The 21,523-nt window shown below is 44.1% G+C and carries 17 protein-coding genes; 1 reads left to right on the top strand and 16 read right to left on the bottom strand.

Features of this window, described 5'->3' with window-relative positions:
- Positions 1 to 26: 26 nt before the first annotated feature.
- The 9 genes from rhaA to tlpB (M1D69_RS05525) form a co-directional block, all read right to left on the bottom strand.
- Positions 27 to 1,301: an L-rhamnose isomerase gene (gene rhaA / locus M1D69_RS05565; RefSeq protein ID WP_095713953.1), complete on the bottom strand. Its 1,275-nt coding sequence runs from the start codon at positions 1,299 to 1,301 to the stop codon at positions 27 to 29.
- Positions 1,302 to 1,316: 15 nt separating this feature from the next.
- Positions 1,317 to 1,631, bottom strand: a complete 315-nt coding sequence (rhaM, locus tag M1D69_RS05560) for an L-rhamnose mutarotase (protein ID WP_059292671.1) — start codon at positions 1,629 to 1,631, stop codon at positions 1,317 to 1,319.
- A gap of 15 nt (positions 1,632 to 1,646) precedes the next feature.
- Positions 1,647 to 3,104 carry a rhamnulokinase gene (gene rhaB, locus M1D69_RS05555; protein WP_458104324.1) on the bottom strand — a complete coding sequence of 486 codons (1,458 nt, stop codon included), beginning with the start codon at positions 3,102 to 3,104 and terminating at the stop codon, positions 1,647 to 1,649.
- On the bottom strand, positions 3,101 to 3,886 hold the full coding sequence (locus tag M1D69_RS05550) for a DeoR/GlpR family DNA-binding transcription regulator (protein ID WP_458104325.1): 786 nt from the start codon (positions 3,884 to 3,886) through the stop codon (positions 3,101 to 3,103). The genes rhaB and M1D69_RS05550 overlap by 4 nt, the downstream gene beginning before the upstream one ends.
- A gap of 57 nt (positions 3,887 to 3,943) precedes the next feature.
- On the bottom strand, positions 3,944 to 6,013 hold the full coding sequence (locus M1D69_RS05545; RefSeq protein WP_458104326.1) for a bifunctional aldolase/short-chain dehydrogenase: 2,070 nt from the start codon (positions 6,011 to 6,013) through the stop codon (positions 3,944 to 3,946).
- 143 nt (positions 6,014 to 6,156) lie between these two features.
- A complete protein-coding gene (gene tlpB, locus M1D69_RS05540; RefSeq protein ID WP_458104327.1) occupies positions 6,157 to 8,145 on the bottom strand; it encodes a methyl-accepting chemotaxis protein TlpB in 1,989 nt (662 codons plus the stop codon).
- Between the two features lie 112 nt (positions 8,146 to 8,257).
- The gene (gene mcpA / locus M1D69_RS05535) at positions 8,258 to 10,243 is read right to left on the bottom strand and encodes a methyl-accepting chemotaxis protein (RefSeq protein ID WP_458104328.1); all 1,986 of its coding nucleotides are present in this window, start codon (positions 10,241 to 10,243) and stop codon (positions 8,258 to 8,260) included.
- Between the two features lie 123 nt (positions 10,244 to 10,366).
- The gene (tlpB, locus tag M1D69_RS05530) at positions 10,367 to 12,358 is read right to left on the bottom strand and encodes a methyl-accepting chemotaxis protein TlpB (protein ID WP_458104329.1); all 1,992 of its coding nucleotides are present in this window, start codon (positions 12,356 to 12,358) and stop codon (positions 10,367 to 10,369) included.
- 173 nt (positions 12,359 to 12,531) lie between these two features.
- The gene (tlpB, locus tag M1D69_RS05525) at positions 12,532 to 14,520 is read right to left on the bottom strand and encodes a methyl-accepting chemotaxis protein TlpB (RefSeq protein ID WP_458104330.1); all 1,989 of its coding nucleotides are present in this window, start codon (positions 14,518 to 14,520) and stop codon (positions 12,532 to 12,534) included.
- A 154-nt stretch (positions 14,521 to 14,674) separates the two neighbouring features.
- Between tlpB (M1D69_RS05525) and M1D69_RS05520 the strand changes: the two genes are divergently transcribed.
- Positions 14,675 to 15,412, top strand: a complete 738-nt coding sequence (locus tag M1D69_RS05520) for a protein-glutamine gamma-glutamyltransferase (RefSeq protein ID WP_069486991.1) — start codon at positions 14,675 to 14,677, stop codon at positions 15,410 to 15,412.
- A gap of 12 nt (positions 15,413 to 15,424) precedes the next feature.
- Here M1D69_RS05520 and M1D69_RS05515 read toward each other — a convergent pair whose 3' ends face one another.
- From M1D69_RS05515 to M1D69_RS05485, 7 genes are all read right to left on the bottom strand, one after another.
- A complete protein-coding gene (locus tag M1D69_RS05515; protein WP_024122638.1) occupies positions 15,425 to 15,679 on the bottom strand; it encodes a hypothetical protein in 255 nt (84 codons plus the stop codon).
- A 24-nt stretch (positions 15,680 to 15,703) separates the two neighbouring features.
- Positions 15,704 to 16,735, bottom strand: a complete 1,032-nt coding sequence (locus tag M1D69_RS05510) for a nitronate monooxygenase (RefSeq protein WP_458104331.1) — start codon at positions 16,733 to 16,735, stop codon at positions 15,704 to 15,706.
- A 14-nt stretch (positions 16,736 to 16,749) separates the two neighbouring features.
- Positions 16,750 to 17,148, bottom strand: a complete 399-nt coding sequence (locus tag M1D69_RS05505) for a secondary thiamine-phosphate synthase enzyme YjbQ (RefSeq protein ID WP_044158908.1) — start codon at positions 17,146 to 17,148, stop codon at positions 16,750 to 16,752.
- A 118-nt stretch (positions 17,149 to 17,266) separates the two neighbouring features.
- The gene (locus M1D69_RS05500) at positions 17,267 to 18,931 is read right to left on the bottom strand and encodes a glycoside hydrolase family 13 protein (RefSeq protein ID WP_458104332.1); all 1,665 of its coding nucleotides are present in this window, start codon (positions 18,929 to 18,931) and stop codon (positions 17,267 to 17,269) included.
- A 187-nt stretch (positions 18,932 to 19,118) separates the two neighbouring features.
- On the bottom strand, positions 19,119 to 20,408 hold the full coding sequence (locus M1D69_RS05495; protein WP_024122642.1) for a hemolysin family protein: 1,290 nt from the start codon (positions 20,406 to 20,408) through the stop codon (positions 19,119 to 19,121).
- 43 nt (positions 20,409 to 20,451) lie between these two features.
- A complete protein-coding gene (locus M1D69_RS05490) occupies positions 20,452 to 21,129 on the bottom strand; it encodes a zinc metallopeptidase (protein ID WP_024122643.1) in 678 nt (225 codons plus the stop codon).
- 44 nt (positions 21,130 to 21,173) lie between these two features.
- A complete protein-coding gene (locus M1D69_RS05485) occupies positions 21,174 to 21,437 on the bottom strand; it encodes a hypothetical protein (protein ID WP_059335356.1) in 264 nt (87 codons plus the stop codon).
- Between the last annotated feature and the right edge of the window lie 86 nt (positions 21,438 to 21,523).

Raw genomic sequence — 21,523 nt, 5'->3', positions numbered from 1 at the left:
GGCATGTTGCACACGGGCGGATTTTTTTAAACGATCGGTGAGGATGCCTGCCTTTTGAAAAGCACGTTTTGTTCATATTCTTTGATATCATCAAGCCAAGCCTCTTTTACCGGCACTCCCATTTGCTCACAGTAATAATCCCAGATGGCACCGAAAGGATAAGTTTTAAATTCCTCCATCAGCGCCAGCCTTTCTGTAAAGCGCCCCTCATCCTGCAATTGTTTTAAATGGTCATTCGGAAGAAGCAAAGCGTACATTAAAGCTTTCATCATATTTCTCGTTCCGATAGTCCAAGCGGCGACACGGTTAATGCTGGCATCGAAAAAATCCAGACCGATGGCGACTTTCTCTAATGCCTGATTACGGACGATCTCAAGGGCGATTTCTCTCAATTCATCGTCTAACATCACGACATGGTCACTGTCCCAGCGAACGGGCCGGGATACGTGCAAGGCAAGTTTGTCTGTGTAAAGCAGCATCGCCGAGATCTTGTTTGATACCGTTTCTGTCGGGTGGAAATGTCCCGTATCGAGCAAGCATAACTTATGGTTCGTTAAAGCATAGGCTAAATAAAACTCATGAGACCCGACGACATATGATTCTGATCCAAGTCCGAACAGCTTGCTCTCGACCGAATCAACATTGTAATCTTCACTGATTTCCTCGCGGAATATCCGATCCAATGATTCTTTTAATCTTTTGCGCGGCGTCAGCCTGTCACTCGGAATATCCTTATAGCCGTCCGGAATCCAAATATTCGTCAAGCAAGGCGTGCCTAATTCTTTGCCGAAATACGCTCCGATGCGGCGGCACGCGATGCAGTGATGAATCCAAAACTCCCGGATGGATGGATCAGGGTGTGCGAGTGTAAGCCCGTCATCCGCTTTCTCATGTGAAAACAGTGTCGGATTGAAATCTAATCCGATACCAAGACCCTTCGCCCACTTCACCCAATTTTCAAAGTGATGCGGCTTCAGCTGATCACGTTCTACAACTTCTCCGTTTGTTTCTGCGTATATAGCGTGCAGGTTGACCCGATGCTTTCCCGGAATGAGAGACAGAGCTTTCTCCAGATCTCTTCTTAATTCTTCCGGGGTTTGCGCTTTTCCGGGATAATTGCCTGTAACGTCAATTCCGCCGGAAAGCTCGCCCTTATTCACTTCAAACCCTTCAATGTCATCACCCTGCCAGCAGTGGATTGAGATCGGAACTTGCTGCAATTGCCGGAACACAGCTTCAACATCAATTCCCCATTTTTCATATTCTTGTTTTGCGCTGTCATAATTCGCTTTTATCGTCATACGGCTCTCTCCCTTTTATTCGAAATAAAAGACTTCCTTCAGATCGATTGAAACGGGACTGTCATCGGCGTTTGTTTTCATTAATGGCGCCATTGATTTCCACCATCTGCGGCACACCTCTGTGTCCGCCATCTTCTTCCACTTTTCCTCATCCTCTATCTCTAAATAAGCAAATAACCGACCTGTCTCTTCGTCTAGAAAAATAGAATAGTGATGCGCCCCATGGGCTTTAAGCGCTTCTGCCATTTCTGGCCAAATGTCATCATGCCGCTGTTTGTATTCCTTGAATTTATCTTTATGGACGAACATGATACTCGCTTTTCTTTTCAAGCTGATCACCTCTCTTCATTTAGATAGCGCTTTCAAAATAGTTTGATGATAGGACTGAATGATGGCGCTTCTGTCAGTATCTTTAGGCATAAACACTTTAATGGGAAAGGAGTTTCTAACGGTCTTGCGGGCCTGGTTTACGTCCTTTATTTCTTTGGCAGCAATCATTTGCATCAGCAGATTTCCGATGGCTGTCGCCTCAGCAGGTCCGGCGTATACCGTTTTTCCGCTCATATCAGCGGTTAATTGATTTAAGAAGTCGTTTTGGGCGCCTCCTCCGATAATATGAAGCTGTTGAATGTTTTTCCCTGTAATGGTTTCTAGTTCTGAGATGGCTATCGCATAGATGATGGCTAAATTGCTGTAGATACAGCAGGCAAGTTCGCCTGCGGTGTGAGGAATCTGTTGGAAGGTTTCTCTGCAATAATGTTGTATTTCCTTTATCATGTCGTTCGGATTCAGAAAACGATCATCATTTAAGTTGATAAACTGCTGAAATGGTTTTGTTTTTCCAGCTTCTTCTGCCAGTTGATGGAAACCATAATCTTTTCGTAATTGTTTCCGGACTTCTTGTATCATCCACATGCCAATGATGTTTTTCAGGAAACGAATGGTGTTGTTTGCGCCGCGTTCATTTGTATAATTGTTTTTCAATGCGAGTTTATTTATAATCGGCGTTTCGTTCTCCATTCCGATTAGCGACCATGTTCCGCTGCTGATATACGCCCAATCATTGTTTAGGCCTGGTGCGGCGAGGACAGCTGAAGCAGTATCATGCGTTGCGACGGTAATCACCCTGCAATCCGGCAGATCATAGCCAGGAAACCAATCATTTCTTAGCTTGCCGAGTTCCTGTCCCGGTTCAATCAGCGGCGGAAATTGCTGTTCCTTTACAGACACGGCTTCGAGCAATTCGTGATCAAACTTTCCGGTTAAGGCGTTTAAGAGCTGTGTCGTGGACGCATTTGTGATTTCCGCTGCTGCTTTGCCGGTTAAGCAATAGCCTAAATAATCCGGCACCATTAAAATCTGCTCTGTTTTTCTCAGCAGCTCCTGATCTTCTTCATATAATTGATAGATTGTGTTAAAAGGCAGAAACTGAATGCCTGTTTTTTGATAGATTGTTTCTTTTGATATCGTTTGCGCAAGCTTCTCCATTGTGTTCTCTGTTCTTTTATCCCGGTATGATATGACTTCTCGTAAGCGGCTGCCTTTCTCATCCAGCAAGACGTAATCAACGGCCCATGTATCAATGCCGACGGTGCAGCAGTCATAGCCAAGGGCTTTCACCTTTTGCAGCCCTTGCAGGATTTGCTCTAGCAAATGATCAATATCCCAATAGCCATGTCCGTCTCTTTGCCTGAAGCCGTTTGCGAATCGGTGAATCTCTTGTACTGCAAGTTTTCCTTTCTGGAGTTCGCCTATGATGACTCTCCCGCTTGATGCCCCTATATCAACAGCAGCATATATCATCCTTTCACCCTTTCTTTAGGAACGGGGACGGCTGTCACTTTCACATTCTTTTCTTCAAGGGCTTTTACTGATATCGGATCAAGTCTGGAATCGGTAATGATGCAGCTGACATCCTGCAAAGAGGCGATATGTGAAAACTCGCGGTTCCCCCATTTGCTTGAATCGGCCATCAAAATGGTCTGATCAGATCTTTCAATCATCCGTATTTTAAGCAGTGCCTGCCACTCATTTGAGTCGCTCATTCCATGTTCCATATCAAACCCTTGGCAGGACAGAAAGGTTTTATTTACATGATAGGTTTCTAGTGAACGTTCAGCTAACGGTCCCGCAAATGATAATGATTTTGTCAGCAAGATACCGCCGGTTGAAATAACTGATATCTTTTGTTTTTTGCTCAGTTCAATGGCTGCCTTCATTGAGTTTGTAATGACGGTGAGCTCAATATCAGGGAGTATTTTCGCCATGTACCATGCGGTGGTGCTTGCATCGAGAATGATTCGGTCACCGCTTTTTACATATTTGGCCGCTTCATGAGCAATGGCTTTTTTCTCTATTACATTTGTAATTTCACGTTCAGAAAAATGAATTTCCGACTCCTGCTGCTGAATGCTGACCGCACCTCCGTGGCTGCGGCTCAGCTTATGCTCTTTCTCAAGCTTCTCAAGGTCCCGCCGAATCGTTTCTTCTGTGACAGAAAATAGGTCACTCAATTCGGATACGCGGATGCTTAAACGCTTATTCACTAGTTCGACTATTTTTTTCTGCCGTTCTGCTACTAACATCGGTAACGTCCTTCCTCATTAATATCCGCCTTGCTTTTCCCATATCATAGCATACTTCTAACGCGTAAAAGCTGCCGGGACGCCGCCGTCTACTGTAATCATACACCCTGTCGTCTTTTCAGCTTTAGACGAAGCCAAAAACGCGATTGATTGGGCAATATCCTGAGGGTAAATATTAACCAAAAGCGTTGTGCGTTTCCGATAATGTTCCTCTAGCTGATCCGGCTCTATTCCATATGCCGCAGCCCGTTCCTCCCGCCAGCTTGACCCCCAAATCGCTGAGCCTTGGAGAACCGCGTCAGGCAAAACTGAGTTTACACGAATGCCGTATTCTCCTCCTTCTGCCGCAATACATCGAGCCAAATGGGTTTCAAGTGCTTTTACCGAACTGTAGGCTGAAGCGTTTTTTCCCGCATAGACAGCGTTTTTCGATCCCACAAACACCATGCTTCCGCCTATGTTTTGCTGTTTCATTTGCTTAAACGCTTCGCGGGCCACGAGAAAATAGCCGGTTCCCAATACATTGATATTGAGATTCCATTCTTTTAGACTTGTTTCGTCAAAAGGGCTTGATGTTGCCAGCCCGGCATTATTAACAACAATGTCAATGCCGCCGTAGGTAAGCGCTGCTTGTTCAAAGGCAGACTGTACCTCATCTTCACTTGTCACATCCATTTTGACAGCCATTGCGCGTCCTTCTCCGTACGTTTCGTTTATTTCCTCGGCAATTTTTTGTGCGCCTTCTACATTCAGGTCAGCCGCGATCACGTGTCCGCCTTCAGCTGCAAAGTGCCGGCAGGCTGCACTTCCGATTCCGCCGGCGCCACCTGTTATCAATGCTACTTTTCGAGAAAATTCTGCTTCCGGCGGGGCAAGCGTGAGTTTATATAATTCCAGCGGCCAGTATTCAACATGGTAGGATTCATTTTCGTTTAATGAAACAAATCGTCCGAGTGAGGCAGAGCCTTTCATTACAGCAATAGCTCTCTGGTATAAAGCACCGCTAACTTTTGACATGGCAAGGCTTTTTCCCGTATTGACCATTCCAATGCCAGGAATCAATATGACACGCGGCGCTGATTCAAAGATTTGATCCCCTTCCTGCTGATTGCGTGCAAAGTAAGCTTGATACTCTGCTTCGAAGCGCTCGATCCCTGACTTCAAAAGATCCTCCAGCTCCTGTGCATCTTGCGTTTCCGGATTCCATTCAATGTACAGCGGGACACGCTTTGTATGAACGAGGTGATCCGGACACGCAGCGCCAATTTGAGAAAGCTCCGGCGCATGCACGCTGTTTACAAATTCCAATACCTCTTCATGATCGTCATAGGAGAGAATCATTTTCTTTTCATCGCTTACAGCTCCTCGGATAACAGGCATGATACCCGCCAAAATTTGTTTCCGCTTATCTGCTGGCAGTGACTCGTATCGCTTGCCGCCGAATCGCTGTTTTTGGTTGAGGCGTTCATGAATGTACTGCTCAGCTTCTTGAATAATGGAGATCGTTTTCTCATAACACTTCTCTGACGTATCTCCCCAAGTGACTAAGCCGTGTTTTTCCATTAAGACAAGCTCGGCATTTGGATTGTTTGCCACGCCGTCTGCGATCATTTTAGACAGAGAAAATCCCGGGCGAACGTATGGCACCCACACAAACCGGCTGCCGTAAATATCTTTGGCAATTTGTTTTCCATTATCTGCGCAGCAAATGCTGATAATCGCATCCGGATGGGTATGGTCAACATGATTGTATGGCAAAAACGCGTGTAAGAGTGTTTCAATGGAAGGACGGGGATGTTTGCTGTCTATCATACAATGAGACAAATAATCTACCATTTCTTCATCTGACATCTGGTCTCTTTCAATCAGCGGACGGATGTCATCTAATCTCAGGCCGGTAAAGTTATGCGCTTTCATTGTTGCCAAGTCTGAGCCGCTTCCTTTTACCCACATCACTTCTGTTTCGCGGCCTCTGAAATCCTTCTCCGTTGTTTTCATCGACGTATTGCCCCCGCCCCAGTTGCATACAGTGCGGTCTGCTCCGATTAAATTGGACCGATACACCAATTCTTCAACACCCTTTGGCAGCTGGGCGGCATGTTCTGATTCCCATACATGTTTCACCATTTTCATCTTCCCCCGTCCCTTTTGTTTGTATCCGCTTTCATTATATATTATGTTTGTTTGTTTTTGAATACCTTTTGTTTATTTTTGTTTTTATCAAGAAACAAAAAAAGAAAGCAGCAAAGATATGCCGCTTTCTTTTTCTATTACGATTCAATTTTAAATTTTTTCGTAATGTCTTGAAGTTCTTCCGCCATGTTCGCCAATGTTTCAGCTGAAGAGCTGATTTCCTCCATAGACGCAAGCTGCTCTTCCGCCGAAGCTGCGATATCTTGAATGCCTGCTGAGCCTTCTTTCGCTACTGCGGAAATCTCCTCAACCGCACTTGATACTTCCTGTGATCCGACTGACAGCTGTTCAACCGTCGCATTCAGATTTTGTAATTCACCGGATATTTGTGATGTCATCTCATAGATTTGCTTAAAGCTTTCAGCTGTTTGATCTGTAATTTGCAAACCTTCTTTTACTTCATGATTCACAGATTGGAACATAGAGAGCGACGTGCTGATTTCTCTGACAATCTCTTGAATTAATCCTTCAATTTCCTTCGCAGAACTTGCAGATTGCACAGCAAGTTTTCTGACCTCTTCCGCTACAACAGAGAAGCCTCTGCCGTATTCTCCGGCTCTGGCTGCCTCAATTGCTGCATTTAAAGCCAACAAGTTCGTTTGATCGGCAATGCCATTGATTACATTTAAGATGCTGGTAATGTCCTGAGATTTTGTTTCAAGGCCTTTGACGACAGCTTCAGCTTTTTGAACGGATTCATCGATTGTTTTCATTTGGCCGACTGTGTGCTCTACCAGTTTTTCTCCGCTTCCGGCTGCCTCAGAGGACTGGATTGAAGACTTCGTAATGGTTGATGAAGCCTGAGCCACTTTTGATATGCCGTGGTTCATTTGAGAAAGATGATCTGAGCTTGTTTCCAATTTCTCGCTTTGCGCCTCGTTGCCATTCGAAAACTGTTCGATTGCCAGCGTAATGTGTTCAGTCGCCTTACTCGTTTGGGCTGCACTTGCCGTCAGTTCTTCAGAAGATGATGCGACATTTTCTACAGACGTTTGAATAACACCGATGACAGAACGCAATGATTCAGACATCTCGTTAAAGCTTTCTCCTAGCTGGCCAAACTCATTTTTCGACTGAATATCAATTACTTCCGTTAAATCTCCGCTGCTTATTTTCGCAGATGTTGAAACCAGTTTTCTTAACGGTTTGGTGATGGCGCGTATAATAAAGAGAATGAGTATGCCGCCGATCACAATTGACACGCATAGAATGATAACGGCAGTGTTCAGTACCGGACTTGAAGCATCTTGCAATTCACTGACAAAATACGCACCCGCGATTTTCCACCCTGTCAGTTTATTTGTCGCAAATGCCATTTTCTTTTCTTTGCCTTCGAAGGTGTATTCAAATGAGCCGTCTGCTTTTGAATATACCTCTTTTGTCCAGTCGCCGGATCCAGTTGTTCCTGGCTTAATCGTCGGATGGGCGATATATTTTTTGTTGCCTGTTGTAATAAATGCAAAGCCGTTTTTACCGATTTTTATTCTCTGTGAAGCTGTCAGCACTTCATCCAGATTTAAATCAAGCGCTACGACCCCTGAGCCATCTTTTAATTGTTTGGAAATCGTAACAACGATATCTCCTGTCGCTTCGTCAGTATACGGCTCTGAGAATACAGCCTGTCCTTTTTTCGCAACAGCTTGTTTGTACCAGTCACGTTCTGTCGGATCGAAACCTTTAGGAACGCCGCTTTCCGGATATTTGTAAAGCTTTTTATTTTCTGAAGCCGCATAGATTGCTCCTACATCGGCATTTAGTGTTGTGTACTGCTTAAATTTTTCATTCAGTAAGGTTTTGTTTTTGCCTTGTAATATGTCCTTATCAATCGTCTCACTGTAATAATCAATTGCTTTTACTTTATTTTTCAATTTGTTTTCAAGTGTGCTGTTGAGTTCTTCAACGTTTCCTATTGCACTATTCGTGAGTTCCCTGTCCAGTGCGTTCCAAGCTGATTGATAACTGAAATATGCTAAAACCCCAACCGGCAAAATAAGCACCGCCAGAAAAGCAGCAATAAGCGGTTTGCTGATTGATGGCTGTTTGATCCAATGTATGAATTTTTCCATTCTCGATAATTCCTCCTTTAAGCTAAAAATAATATCGTCAAGCTAGGATAAAAGCTTTAATAAAAAAACTAAAAAAAACACCCAAGTGCAGAACCTTGGGTGTTTTGACTCATTATTCGATTTTAAATCGTTTTGTCATATCGCGAAGCTCTTCAGCCATGCTTGAAAGTGTTTCTGCTGATGAGCTGATTTCTTCCATAGAAGCAAGCTGCTCTTCGGCTGATGCCGCGATATCTTGAATGTGGGCTGAGCTTTCTTTTGAAATCGATGCAATATGCTCAGACGCTCCCGATACCTCTTCAGAGCTGGCAGAAAGCTGTTGAACCGTCGCACTCATGTTTTGCAGTTCTCCGGCTATCTGGTTTGTCATTTCAGAGATTCGTTTAAAGCTTGTCTCTGTTTGATCTGTGATGTCAAGGCCTGTTTGCACCTCTTGGTTCACAGACTGGAACATGCCGAGAGATGTGTTGATTTCTTTCACGATTTCAATGATGAGCGCTTCAATCTCTTTAGCTGAATCAGCGGACTGTACAGCCAGCTTTCTGACTTCTTCCGCTACGACGGAGAAGCCGCGCCCGTATTCACCCGCGCGCGCCGCTTCAATGGCAGCGTTTAGTGCAAGCAGGTTCGTCTGGTCAGCAATACCGTTAATCACGCGCAGAATGTTTGTGATGTCTTTTGATTTGGTTTCCAATCCGCGAACAACTTGTTCCGCTTCTTTCACGGACTTGTCTATCACGTTCATTTGGCCGACAGTCTGATGAACAAGCTGTCCGCCCGCACTTGCGATTTCTGTCGATTGAACAGATGAATCTGTAATGACTTCAGAAGCTTGAGCCATATTCGTCAATCCGTCATTCATCTGATAAATATGCTCCGCCGCTGTTTCGATGTTTTCATTTTGTTTTTCATTGCCGTTTGAAAATTGTTCAATCGCCAATGTGATATGCTCGGTCGCCTTGCTTGTTTGCGCGGCAGATGCCGTCAATTCCTCGGAGGAAGCGGCAACATTGTCTACCGAATCCTGAATGGCGTGTATGAGAGAGCGAAGTGAAGACGCCATATTGTTAAAGCTTTTGCCCAGTTCGCCCAGTTCATCTTTTGAACGGATATCAATCGTTTCCGTTAAATCTCCCTCACTGATCCGCTTAGATGAACCGACAAGCTGTTTCAGCGGTGTCGTGATTGATCGAATAACCAATGTCATCACGATGATACCGACGAGAATAGCTGCAATCAGGACAATTAATGCGAGGTGAAGCACAGGCTTAGCCGCATCATGAATCTCGTCCAGATACATCGTTCCGCCTATCTTCCATCCCGTTAGCTTGTTCGTATCAAAGGCCATTTTTTTCTTATCGCCGTTCATGCTGTATTGAAAATCGCCTTTATCGGCAGACAGCATCTGTTCAAGCCAGTCGCCTTTCAATTCGGTTCCTGAAGTCTCATCAGGATGCGCAACGACCTTTTTGTCTTTCGTCATAATAAAAGCATAGCCTTCTGTGCCGATGTTCACTTGTTTCGTCGTTTTCAGCAAGTTATCGATCGTCATGTTAATTGCGATAACGCCTGATCCGTCTTTTGTCTGCTGGGCAATTGTCACAACCATTGTGTTCGTAGATGCTGTTTTGTATGGATCTGTTATGACGACTTTGCCGTTATTGGCAACCGCTTTTTTGTACCAGTCCCGTTCTACGGGATTATAATTGCTTGGCATCGGCAGATCCGGGTAACGGGTAAAGCGCCCGTCTTTGTCACTCGTATAAATGGATTCCACGTCTTTATTGATTTTAATATATTGTGAGAATTTCTCTTCGATGCTGGCATTGCTCTTTGCTTTATATTTCTTTTGTGTCAGCCATTCACTGAAGTATTCGGCACTGTTTTCTTTTTCTCCGATGCTGGTATTAATGATTTCGTTTAGCTGCTGTACATTTTCTAGGGCGCTTCCCATCATCTGTCTGTCTAGCGAGCTGCTGGCAGACTCATAAGCAATCGCCGCTACTATGGCAACCGGTATGATGAGAATCGATAGAAAGGAAACAAGAAGCTTCCGTGTAATTGATCTCTGTTTGATAAGTTGGAGTATTTTTTTCATCAGTTCATTTCTCCTTTTTTATGCTACCCTTCATATCGGCTGAAAATGGGTAAATATATACATTAAAAAAGAAGAAATTCAAGAAAAATAACTAAATCCCTATTAAAAATTAGTGATTTAGACCTATTCATCATCCAATTTAAATCGTTTTGTCAAATCCCGCAGGTCTTCGGACATTTTTTCAAGCGTCTGCGCCGATGAGCTGATTTCTTCCATGGAGGCAAGCTGTTCCTCGGCTGAAGCGGCGATATCTTGAATGCCGTCTGAACTTTCTTTAGAAATAGCGGCGATATCTATAGAAGCAGCGGAAATTTCCTGAGACCCTGCCGACAGCTGTTCAACCGTCGCATTCATGTTTTGCAATTCTGCGGCAATTTGATTCGTCATTTTTGATATATGTTTAAAGCTTTGTTTTGTTTCGTCTGTCATGACCAGTCCTGTTTCCACTTCTTTATTCACGGATTGAAGAACGTTTAATGATGTATGAATTTCTTTTACGATTTCACTGATCAGCGATTCAATTTCCTTTGCTGAATCCGCCGACTGTACCGCAAGTTTTCTCACTTCTTCAGCAACCACAGAAAAGCCTAGTCCATACTCTCCTGCTCTGGCCGCTTCAATGGCGGCATTTAAGGCTAAAAGATTGGTTTGATCCGCGATGCCGTTGATAACACGTAAAATATTTGTGATATCCTTTGATTTGATTTCCAGGCCTTTTACCACTTTCTCCGCTTCTTTCACAGAATGATCAATTGTATTCATTTGGCCGGTTGTTCTCTGAACGAGTGTTTCCCCCTCGCTTGACACTTCGGTGGAGTTTGCAGAGGTTTCTGTAATGACTGCCGCCGCCCGGGCCAGCTCAGCAAGTCCATCGTTCATTTCGTTAATTTGTTCTGTTGTCGTCTCGATTCTGTCGCTCTGGTTTTCGCTTCCGTTTGAAAATTGTTCGATCGCCATTGTAATGTGTTCAGTGGCCTTGCTTGTCTGATCTGCGGAAGCTGTCAGCTCTTCTGACGATGAGGCGACATGTTCTACAGATTCTTTGATGCCGTAGATCAGCGAGCGGAGCGAGTGCGCCATATGGTTGAAGCTTTGGCTCAGAACCCCGAGTTCGTCCTTTGATTTGATTTCTATCGTTTCTGTTAAATCGCCTTTGCTGATTTTTTCAGCTGACGCAACGATGCGTTTTAAAGGCCTTGTAATCGACCGAATGACAAAATAAATCGCCGTTATTCCGGCTGCAATGGCAATGGCCAGGACAACTGATGCCATAACAAGAACCCTGCTTGCGGCATCATGAATCTCGTTGGCATACATCGTGCCGCTGATTTTCCAGCCTGTTGTTTCGCTTGTGGCGAACGCCATTTTCTTCTTCTTTCCTTTGTGCGTATATTCAAAGTCGCCGCTTTTGTCTTTGTAAAGTTTGTCTATCCACTCCCCTTCTAACTGCGTTCCCGCTTTTTCACCGGAGTAGGCGATGATTTTTTTATTTTGGCTGAGGATAAAGGCATAGCCTTCTTTACCAATACTGATTTCTTTTGCTGTAGCCACAAGGTCATCGATTTTCATATCCATGGCGACAACGCCTGATCCGTCCTTTGTCTGGCGCGCAATGGTAACAACCATTTTTCCTGATGAAATGGATTCGTAAGGTTCGGTCACAATTGTCTTTCCTTTATTAGCCATGGCTTCTGTGTACCAGTCACGGTCTAAAGCATTAAAGTCACTCGGCATGTCTGCGTGCGGATAGCGTGTGAATGTCCCGTCTTTGCTGCTTGAAAACACCGCAGCGACATTGTCATTCATTTGAATAAATTGTTTAAATTCTTGTTTGAGCTCCGTTTTTTTCTTGTCTTTCAACTTGTCTGCTGTCGCCCAATCGCTGAAAAACGCGAGGCTTTTTTCAGTCGTTTTGATTTTGCCATCAATAATGTCATCTAATATTTGAACGTTTTCCTTTGCGCTTTGCGTCATCTGTATGTCAAGAGATGCAACGGCTGATTGATAAGCGCTTACCGATAGTGCCGTAATCGGGACAATTAAGATCAGCAGGAAAGAAATAATGAGTCTCCTGGCAATTGATGATCTGCGAATGGTGGTGAGTGTTTTTTTCATTCCTCTTGAACCTTCTTTCAATAATTTACAAATTATATCGGCTGATATTCCTTTATCTTACATTGAAAATGAAGGAAAAAATGAAAAATAGTTCAAAAATCACCGATTTAGACAGGTCTTTTATATTATTTCTTATACAAAAAACAGCGCTTCATACGCGCTGTTTTTTGCTCTTATTCAATTTTAAATTTCTTTGTCAGATCACGGAGCTCTTCTGCCATCTGCGCCAGGGTCGTGGCTGATGAACTGATTTCTTCCATAGAAGCAAGCTGCTCCTCGGCCGATGCAGCAATGTCTTGAATGCTTGCCGAGCTTTCTCTTGAAACATCGGCAATTCCGCTCACTGCTGCCGATACATGCTCTGAACGGCCTGACAGCTGTTCAACTGTTGTATTCATCGTCTGCAATTTGTCGGCAATCTCATTTGTCATGCTGAAAATACTTTGAAAGCTTTCCTTTGTATTGTCTGTGACAACTAGCCCTGATTGCACTTCTTGATTAACGGCTTTAAACATGTGAAGAGACGTTTCGATTTCTGCAACGATTTCCTGGATCAGATTTTCGATTTCTTTAGATGAATCTGCAGATTGAACGGCCAGTTTACGCACTTCCTCCGCTACAACAGAGAAGCCTCGTCCAGATTCCCCGGCCCGCGCCGCTTCAATGGCTGCATTTAATGCCAGCAGGTTTGTTTGATCAGCGATCCCATTGATGACTCGTAAAATACTCGTGATATCTTTTGATTTTTCTTCTAACCCTTTCACTACTGCTTCAGCCTGCTGAACCGACTCATTAATTGAATTCATCTGCCCGACTGTCTGCTGGACAAACTTCTCGCCTGTACCCGCGATTTCCGTTGATTGGATAGACGCTTTCGTAATGTCTGATGATGTTTGTGAGACTTGCTGGAGCCCTTCATTCATCATGTTCAGCTGATGAGAGCTGGACTCCACTTTTTCGCTCTGCTCTTCGTTTCCGTTTGAGAACTGCTCAATTGCCATTGTAATATGCTCCGTCGCCTTGCTCGTTTGCCCGGCGGATGCAGTCAGCTGTTCGGATGATGCGGCAACATTATTAACCGAGTCCTGAATGGCACTGATAAGCGAACGCAAGGATTGTCCCATTTCGTTGAAGCTTTCGCCAAGCTCGCCCAGTTCATCTTTCGAACGGGTTTCGATGGTTTCTGTCAGATCCCCGCTGCTGATCATTTTTGATGATTGAACCAGACGTTTTAACGGTTTTGTGATCGAACCAACGATAAACAGGATTAACATCCCGCCTGCCAGTATTGAAGCAATCAGCACGATCATGCCTGTTGTCAGGACAGATTTTGAGGAATCTTTGATTTCACTCATATACATGGTGCCGGCAATTTTCCAGCCAGTCAGTTGATTTGTCGTATATGTCATCTTTTTATCTTCATGATTCAGGGTATACTGCAGCTCGCCGCTGTCCTTGTCATACATTTTGGTAACCCAGTCGCCAGACAGCTTTTCACCAGCCTTATGGTTTTGATGGGCGACATATGTTTTGTTTTTCGTCGCGATGAAAACATAGCCTTCTTTTCCGACTTTAATTTGTTTCATCTGTTCTAACAGTTTATCAATTGTGATATCCATGGCGACGACGCCTGAACCATCCTTCAATTCCTGAGCAATGGTAATGACCATGCTTCCGTCACTGGCTGCCACATAAGGATCGGTCACTACGATTTCACCGCCGGCTTTCATTGCATCCTGGTACCAAGAGCGTTTTCTCGGATCGTAGCCATCCGGCAATTTTTCTTTTGGTGCCTGTACATATGTGCCGTTTTCTGCCCCTCCGTAAATTCTGGCTACGTCTTGGTTAATGGAAACATATTGCGAAAACTTGGCCTTAAGCTCTTCCTGTTTGGATTTTCCTTTAAACGCGGAGCTTTTCAGTGATTCACTGAAAAAGCTGATGCCTTTCGCTTTTGCTCCTAAATCATTTGTAACGGTTGTATTAAATGAATCGACACTATTTTTCGCATTTCCCATGATTTCCTGATCCAGTTTTCCGCTTGCTGAGCGATAAGAACTGAATTCCAATATAAGAATCGGAATGATTAAAATCACAACAAATGAAAGAATTAGTTTTCTAGAAATAGACGGTTTTGTCAGCCAATTGATAAAAGTCTTCATATCCAGCTTCTCCTTCAGGTTTGATACAGTATATATCGGCTGCTTTAAAAAGTTTTTAAAATAGAAGGATTTTCCTTTTCAACATTTCTCTGTCTTTTTAGCTTTCATTGCCCAAGCCTTGTGCATAGTTTATAAAAAACAAGGGGGGCTTCAGATGATTATTGTATCCGGGCAATGGCTCCGTCCCCAAGACATTGAAAACTGGCAAATAGACAAAAACCTGAATCCGCTGCTAAAAGAAATGATTGATACACCCGTTCAGTTTGATTATCATTCGATCGCTGAACTGATGTTTGAGCTTCATTTGCGTATGAACATTGTTGAATCGGCAAAAGCGCTGCATAAAAGCGGAGCGAAGTTCGCCACCTTTGTAAAAACATACGGGAATACAGCGTATTGGCGGGTTTCACCGGAAGGGGCTCTGGAGCTTAAGTATAAAATGCCGCCTTCAAAGGCGATTCGGGATATTGCAGAAAACGGCCCGTTTTACGCGTTTGAATGCGCGACGGCAATCGTTGTGATTTATTACCTAGCATTGCTTAAAACCATCGGAGAAGAAAAATTCGACGCAGCCTTTGACAGAATTATTTTATATGACTGGCATTATGAGAAATTGCCGATATATACGGAAACGGGACATCACTTTTTCCTTGGAGACTGTTTGTATTTTAAAAATCCTGAATTTGATCCGCAGAAAGCGCAGTGGAGAGGCGAAAATGTGATTTTATTAGAAAAGGACAAATATTTTGCTCACGGCCTGGGAATTTTAAACGCTCAGCAAATTGTTGATAAGCTGAATTCTTTCAGAAGAAAAGGAGCCGTACAGTCAGCTTATCTCCTTTCACAAGCGACCAGACTTGATATTCCGTCACTCTATCCGATCACCCGCTAAAAACCCCACCGTCTATTTTGGGGACGATGGGGTTTCAAATGCTTTTCGTTTTCGATAGAAAGGGGCTGTGCCGACATACTGGTTCGCAGCCCATTCCATTTTTTCAAGGTCATTTCTCGTCACGATGGGATCTTGGCTGCTCCACTTGATAAACCGGACAAAATAATACCCTTTGATGGGAGCCATTGTAACTTTTGAATGAGGCCAGTCTTCAAATACAAACTCAATTTTCCCTTTCTTTTTATAAGAATATTGAAGAATGTTCATCGTCTGTCACCTCTGTTAGTTATGTTACGATTGGCAAAGCTCAGCTATCAGCGTTTTCACGTCAGCGGGCCCATTGAGCATTCCGACTGATTGCCCCGCCCACAGAGACATGTGACCGGAATCTTTGGCTGCGGCGGCATGTTTTCTCATCGGTTTTGTTAACGTGTTTTGCAATGGATAAGGAAGTGTATTTGCCTCTTCAGCTTGTTGCTCTTTCATCCATTGGTTGACTATCCCCCTTGCAGGCTTCCCCGAAAACAATGCGGTAAGGCGCGTGTCTGTTCCATGCGCTTCTTTTAATTCCTGTCTGTACGTTTCAGAGGCTTCGCTTTCCTCACACATAAGAAATGGAGTCCCGACCTGTACACCTTGCGCTCCGAGACAGTGAGCCGCTTGGACGCCGCGGCGGTCTGCAATTCCGCCTGCCGCAATCACGGGTACTGAAACAGCGTCTGCGGCTTGGGGAATCAGTGACATTAAGCCAATTGAAGACTCTCCGCTGACCGGCAGAAAAGAACCGCGGTGGCCGCCTGCTTCACTGCCTTGCAGCACGATGATATCCATTCCGCGCTCTTCCAGCAGGACGGCTTCTTGCGGCGAAGTAGCCGTTCCGATAAGACAGCAGCCATTTTTCTTTAATAAATGAATGCTTTCATCAGGCGGAATGCCGAACGTAAATGAACAGGCTCTTACATTGTATGTAAGAATCAGATTTATTTTTTGATGAAAATCCTCCCACTCTTCCTCCTCTAAAGGAAAAGCAGCCGCCTGTTCCGCAAACGGAATGTTCTTTTTCCATGTGTGAACCGTTTTATCGTCCGGTGTCTTCCTTTTTTCCGTCACAAACACATTTACCTGAAAAGCGCTGCTGGTCAATTCCTGCATCTCGATGATTTGTTTTTCAAGCGTACCTGGACTGAGATATCCGGAAGCGAGACTTCCGAGCGCGCCTTCATTCGACACAGCGGCTGCCAGTCGGGGTGTGACCAGGCCGCCTGCCATCGGCGCCTGAATGACAGGCTTTGATAATGATAGTGCTTTCATCCATTGAGTCATAGAAGCACCTCCTGTTATTCCATGATTTTGATATGGCAAGTTCGTTGGCGCGGACCATCAAATTCGCAGAAATAAATACCTTGCCACGTCCCGAGAATGAGACGCCCGTTTTCAATGATGACATGCTGTGAAGCGCCTACCGTACTGGACTTCATATGTGCAGCTGTATTGCCTTCCATATGGCGGTCCAGCTCATGGTCCCATGGATACATCTCATCAAATCTTCGGAGCATATCTCTTTTCACATCGGGATCGGCATTTTCATTAATTGTAATGCCCGCCGTCGTATGCGGACAGTAAATCAGCGCTGCCCCGCTTGCCACTCCTGTTTCTTGAAGAAACGCTTCGACCTCGTGAGTGATTTCAACCATTTCATCTCTTTTGTTTGTTTTGATTTGCAGAGTTTTCAGCATTTGTTTCTCCTTTCAATTCCCTTCTTCTCTTTGCATATTCGTTCTGTGTTCTTTTTTTCCTGTTAAATCAGGCTCATAAACCTGAAGAAAACAAAAACTCCAGCTTTTTTCTGGAGTTTTATTGCCATAGGTATACTCTGGCTTCATAAGGTTTTAACAGCAATGATGTCGTATGCTTGTGCGGTTCTGTTTCCATATTCGACAATAGGAGTTTGTCAGAAGATAACGGCAATGCGGGATATCTGCAGAACGCCGGCGCACCCGTCAGATTTGCCGCAATTAGGGCAGTTTGGCTATCATTTTTGCGAAGGTATGCAAAGATTTGCTGATCTTCCGGCAAAATCAGCTCGTATTGGCCATAAATAAATACATCATATGTTTGCCGGAGTTTGATCAAGCTTTTGTAAAAGTGATAGACAGATGTGTTATCGTTTATTTGCGCCTCGGCGTTCAGCCATGTGTAATTGTCATTTACCCCAATCCATGGCTTGGCATCGGAAAACCCAGCGTGAGAAGAAGCATTCCATTGCATTGGTGTTCGTGAATTGTCTCTACCCTTTTTCCAGACAATCTTCATTACTTCCTCGTGAGAAGCGCCTTTTGCGATCTCTATGTCATACAGCCGCTTCATCGCGACATCATCATAATCCTCAATGGAAGGAAACGCCACATTGGTCATGCCGATTTCCTGTCCCTGATAAATAAACGGCGTTCCTTTCATCAGAAAATAAACAGCGGCGAGTGCTTTTGCACTTTCCTTTAAAGAATTCCCGTCGTTTCCCCATACAGAAACAGAACGGGGCTGATCATGGTTTTCCATAAACAAAGCGTTCCAGCCGATTCCCTCCAAACGGTTCTGCCACTCTGTTAAAATCCGTTTGAATGCAGCGATATCGATGCTTTCATTGACCTCTATATCCCACAGACCGAGATGTTCAAATTGAAAAATCATGCTGAAAATGCCGGATTCCTCCCCCGCCCACTCAGCCGCCTCCTTTGCCGAGACACCGTTTGCCTCTCCGACTGTCATGATCGGGTAGCGGGAAAATGTGTTTTCCTTCAGCTCTGTTAAAAAATCCAATATGCCCTCAGCATTCATATGATAAGGAAAAGAAGGAACATAGGACAGCCCTTTCGGATTCGGCAGATCAGGCAGTCCTTCTTTTTTCTTAATATGAGAAATGGCATCCACCCGAAATCCGTCTATGCCTTTATCGAGCCACCAATTGACCATGTCATAAACGGCGTTTCTTACCTCTTGATGTTCCCAGTTCAGGTCTGGCTGCTTTTTATCAAAAAGGTGGAGATAATACTGGCTTGTCTGCTGATCATACTGCCAAGCCGATCCTCCGAAAATGCTTTCCCAATTGTTTGGCTCTTTTCCGTCTTTCCCGTCCTTCCAAATATACCAGTCGCGTTTTTGGGATTGTAAAGATGCGCGTGATTCAATGAACCATGGATGTTCATCACTTGTATGATTCACGACAAGATCCATAATGAGCTTCATGCCAAGCTCATGAATATCGTGAAGCAGCTGATCGAAATCTGCCATTGTGCCGAAATCACTCAATATGTTTTTATAATCTCTTATATCATAGCCGTTATCCGCATTGGGTGAGTCGTACAAAGGACAAATCCAAATCACATCGGCACCAAGTTCTTTTATGTACGGAAGCTTGGACCTGATTCCTTGAATATCCCCGATTCCATCGCTGTTTGAATCCTTGAAGCTGCGGGGATAAATTTGGTAGACCACCGCTTCCTTCCACCAAGCCTTTTTCATACAGCCACTCCTTCCTGCGTGTGCGGTTTTTATATCTTATGTAGAAAAAGGCCTTTGAAGCATTCACTTTTTCAGAAAAAAGCCTCTTGCCGATGACAAAACACTGATCAATTTTTCAGAAGCCTTTGCTCCAGATTTTCTTTTAATACTCAAAAAAACAGCCGCGATCCAGCCCGGCTGTTTTTGATTAAAACTCTGTTTTTTTGATTTCGACAAATCGAATGTGATGGTCTTCGGCGTCGAGGATTTTAAACTCGCAGCCCTCCGCCTGTATCACATCTCCTGCTTCCAGCTCCATTTTTTGTGTCAGAAGCCAGCCTGCAATCGTATCAATTTCTTCATTCTCAATAGCAATGTCGAGCAGGTCGTTCACTTCATCTATTAGCGCTTTGCCATCCATCACATAATGGTGCTCGCCTTTTTTCAAAATATGCGGCGTTTCATCCTGATCATATTCATCACGGATTTCCCCGACAATTTCTTCGATAATATCCTCGACAGTGACAAGCCCCGCCGTTCCCCCGTATTCATCTACGAGAATCGCCATATGAATCCGTTCCTTCTGCATGCGGATTAAAAGCTGCTGAACAGGAATGCTTTCAATGACCCTGATGACAGGTCTCATAATTTGCTTCAGCTTAATCGGCTGGCCGAGAAAATACGCTTTAAACATATCTTTGCTGTTGATAATCCCTAAAATATGATCCTTATCTTCTTTGATGACAGGATACCGTGTATACCGTTCGTTAATGATGAGATGAATCGCTTCTTCAAGCGACTGCTCCAGAGAAATGACAGCGATTTCTGTACGCGGAATCATAATTTCTCTCGCCACGCGGTTGTCGAATTCAAAAATCTTATTCACATAGCGAAATTCGGACTGGTTGATTTCTCCCTTTTCATAGCTTTCTGAAAGGATCAGCCTCAGTTCCTCCTCGCTGATGACAACCTCATGCTCCTTGACTGAATGAAAGCCAAACAATTTCACAAGAAAACTTGCAGAGCCGTTCAATGCTTTGATAAACGGATATGTGATTTTATAAAACCAGATCAGCGGCTTTGCAATCCATAAACTGACAGCTTCAGCCTTTTGAATGGAAACCGTTTTCGGAGCAAGCTCACCCATTACCACATGCAAAAAAGTGACGATGATAAATGCAATTACAAATGTGACAATGTGGTTAAACGGTTCCGGTATGCCTGCCGCTGTAAATAAGGGATGAAGAATGCGTTCAAATGTCGGTTCACCAAGCCATCCAAGGCCGAGGGCAGTAATTGTAATCCCGAGCTGGCAGGCTGATAAATACTCGTCAAGATTGGAGATGATTTTATGTGCGGCAAGCGCCCGGCTGTCTCCGCTTTCGATGAGCTGATTGATTTTTGAACCTCTGATTTTGACGATTGCAAATTCGGCTGCAACGAAAACAGCCGTAATGCCAATCAAAACAAAAATGGCGATCAATTGTAATATAAGCAAAAAAAGCCCTTACCATAAATGGTAAGGGGCCACCTCCTTAACGTTAATTCTCATTACGACCGTTTAAGAAGATCATCACAAAGCGAAGAAGTTCAAACAGGGAAACCAGGGCGGCGGCCACATACGTTAAGGCGGCGGCGCTCAGCACTTTATTTACCCCATTCTCTTCATTGTTCCGGATGAATCCTTCTGACACAATAATTTGCTTCGCGCGTGAACTTGCATTGAATTCGACAGGCAGTGTGATCAGCTGGAAAAAGACAGCGGCTGAAAACAGAATAATGCCAAGCCCGATCAAATTCAGGCTGCCGAGAAGCATGCCTCCTAAGAAAAGCAAAGGAGCCACACCGGATGCAAAATTCACGACTGGGAAGATTTTATGTCTCAGCACAAGCGCACCATATGACTCCTGATGCTGCAAGGCATGTCCGACTTCATGGGAAGCTACGGAGATGGCGGAAATTGAGCGGCCGTAATAGACCGGCTCAGATAAACGCACCACCCGTCTTGTCGGGTCGTAATGGTCTGTTAAAGCGCCTCTTACCGGTTCGACCGGCACGTCGTAAAGACCGTTTATATCTAAAATCCGTCTTGCCGTTTCTGCCCCTGTACGTCCGCTTGAGGCTTCCACTTTTGAATACTTTTCAAAGTTGCTCTTTACTTTAAATTGTGCCCAAAACGACAATCCCAATGCGGCTATTGTTAAAAATATAAAAAGCATGTTTCATCATCCTTTTTTAAAGATCGTATGTTTCTTTATTACGATTATTTTAATGAGTTTTCTTTCTCGTGTACAGAAAAGCGCTTCTTCTTCCGTCTAGGCGCACACATTCCGATAAGCAAAAGGAACAAGCCGGCCGAAAACAAATAAAAAGAAAAGCCTCCAATCAGCTCTTTCAAAAAATGATGCCATGAGAAGCTATCGGAGAAGTGATTATACGAATTCAAGTCGAAAATAAACAAAATCACTGCGGATGCCGCAAGCTGCGTACCGATCAAAACAACGACGGTTCTTTGAATGATCGTCATCTGTTCCATCCTTTTCTCGCCTATTTGTTTTAGTTTATGGAGAAATCCGGTTTTATATGTTTTGTTCATTTTTTGAAAAACAATGC

This window comes from Bacillus sp. PK3-037 (assembly GCF_054161355.1).
The sequence above is the reverse complement of the archived record's forward strand: the minus strand, read 5'-3'. Positions and strand labels throughout refer to the sequence as shown.

Coding starts and splice junctions, on each gene's coding strand:
- rhaA (WP_095713953.1), bottom strand. CDS start 1,301: ATGACGATAAAAGCGAATTATGACAGCGCAAAACAAGAATATGAAAAA.
- rhaB (WP_458104324.1), bottom strand. CDS start 3,104: ATGATATATGCTGCTGTTGATATAGGGGCATCAAGCGGGAGAGTCATC.
- M1D69_RS05550 (WP_458104325.1), bottom strand. CDS start 3,886: ATGTTAGTAGCAGAACGGCAGAAAAAAATAGTCGAACTAGTGAATAAG.
- M1D69_RS05545 (WP_458104326.1), bottom strand. CDS start 6,013: ATGGTGAAACATGTATGGGAATCAGAACATGCCGCCCAGCTGCCAAAG.
- tlpB (WP_458104327.1), bottom strand. CDS start 8,145: ATGGAAAAATTCATACATTGGATCAAACAGCCATCAATCAGCAAACCG.
- mcpA (WP_458104328.1), bottom strand. CDS start 10,243: ATGAAAAAAATACTCCAACTTATCAAACAGAGATCAATTACACGGAAG.
- tlpB (WP_458104329.1), bottom strand. CDS start 12,358: ATGAAAAAAACACTCACCACCATTCGCAGATCATCAATTGCCAGGAGA.
- tlpB (WP_458104330.1), bottom strand. CDS start 14,520: ATGAAGACTTTTATCAATTGGCTGACAAAACCGTCTATTTCTAGAAAA.
- M1D69_RS05520 (WP_069486991.1), top strand. CDS start 14,675: ATGATTATTGTATCCGGGCAATGGCTCCGTCCCCAAGACATTGAAAAC.
- M1D69_RS05515 (WP_024122638.1), bottom strand. CDS start 15,679: ATGAACATTCTTCAATATTCTTATAAAAAGAAAGGGAAAATTGAGTTT.
- M1D69_RS05510 (WP_458104331.1), bottom strand. CDS start 16,735: ATGACTCAATGGATGAAAGCACTATCATTATCAAAGCCTGTCATTCAG.
- M1D69_RS05505 (WP_044158908.1), bottom strand. CDS start 17,148: ATGCTGAAAACTCTGCAAATCAAAACAAACAAAAGAGATGAAATGGTT.
- M1D69_RS05500 (WP_458104332.1), bottom strand. CDS start 18,931: ATGAAAAAGGCTTGGTGGAAGGAAGCGGTGGTCTACCAAATTTATCCC.
- M1D69_RS05490 (WP_024122643.1), bottom strand. CDS start 21,129: ATGCTTTTTATATTTTTAACAATAGCCGCATTGGGATTGTCGTTTTGG.
- M1D69_RS05485 (WP_059335356.1), bottom strand. CDS start 21,437: ATGACGATCATTCAAAGAACCGTCGTTGTTTTGATCGGTACGCAGCTT.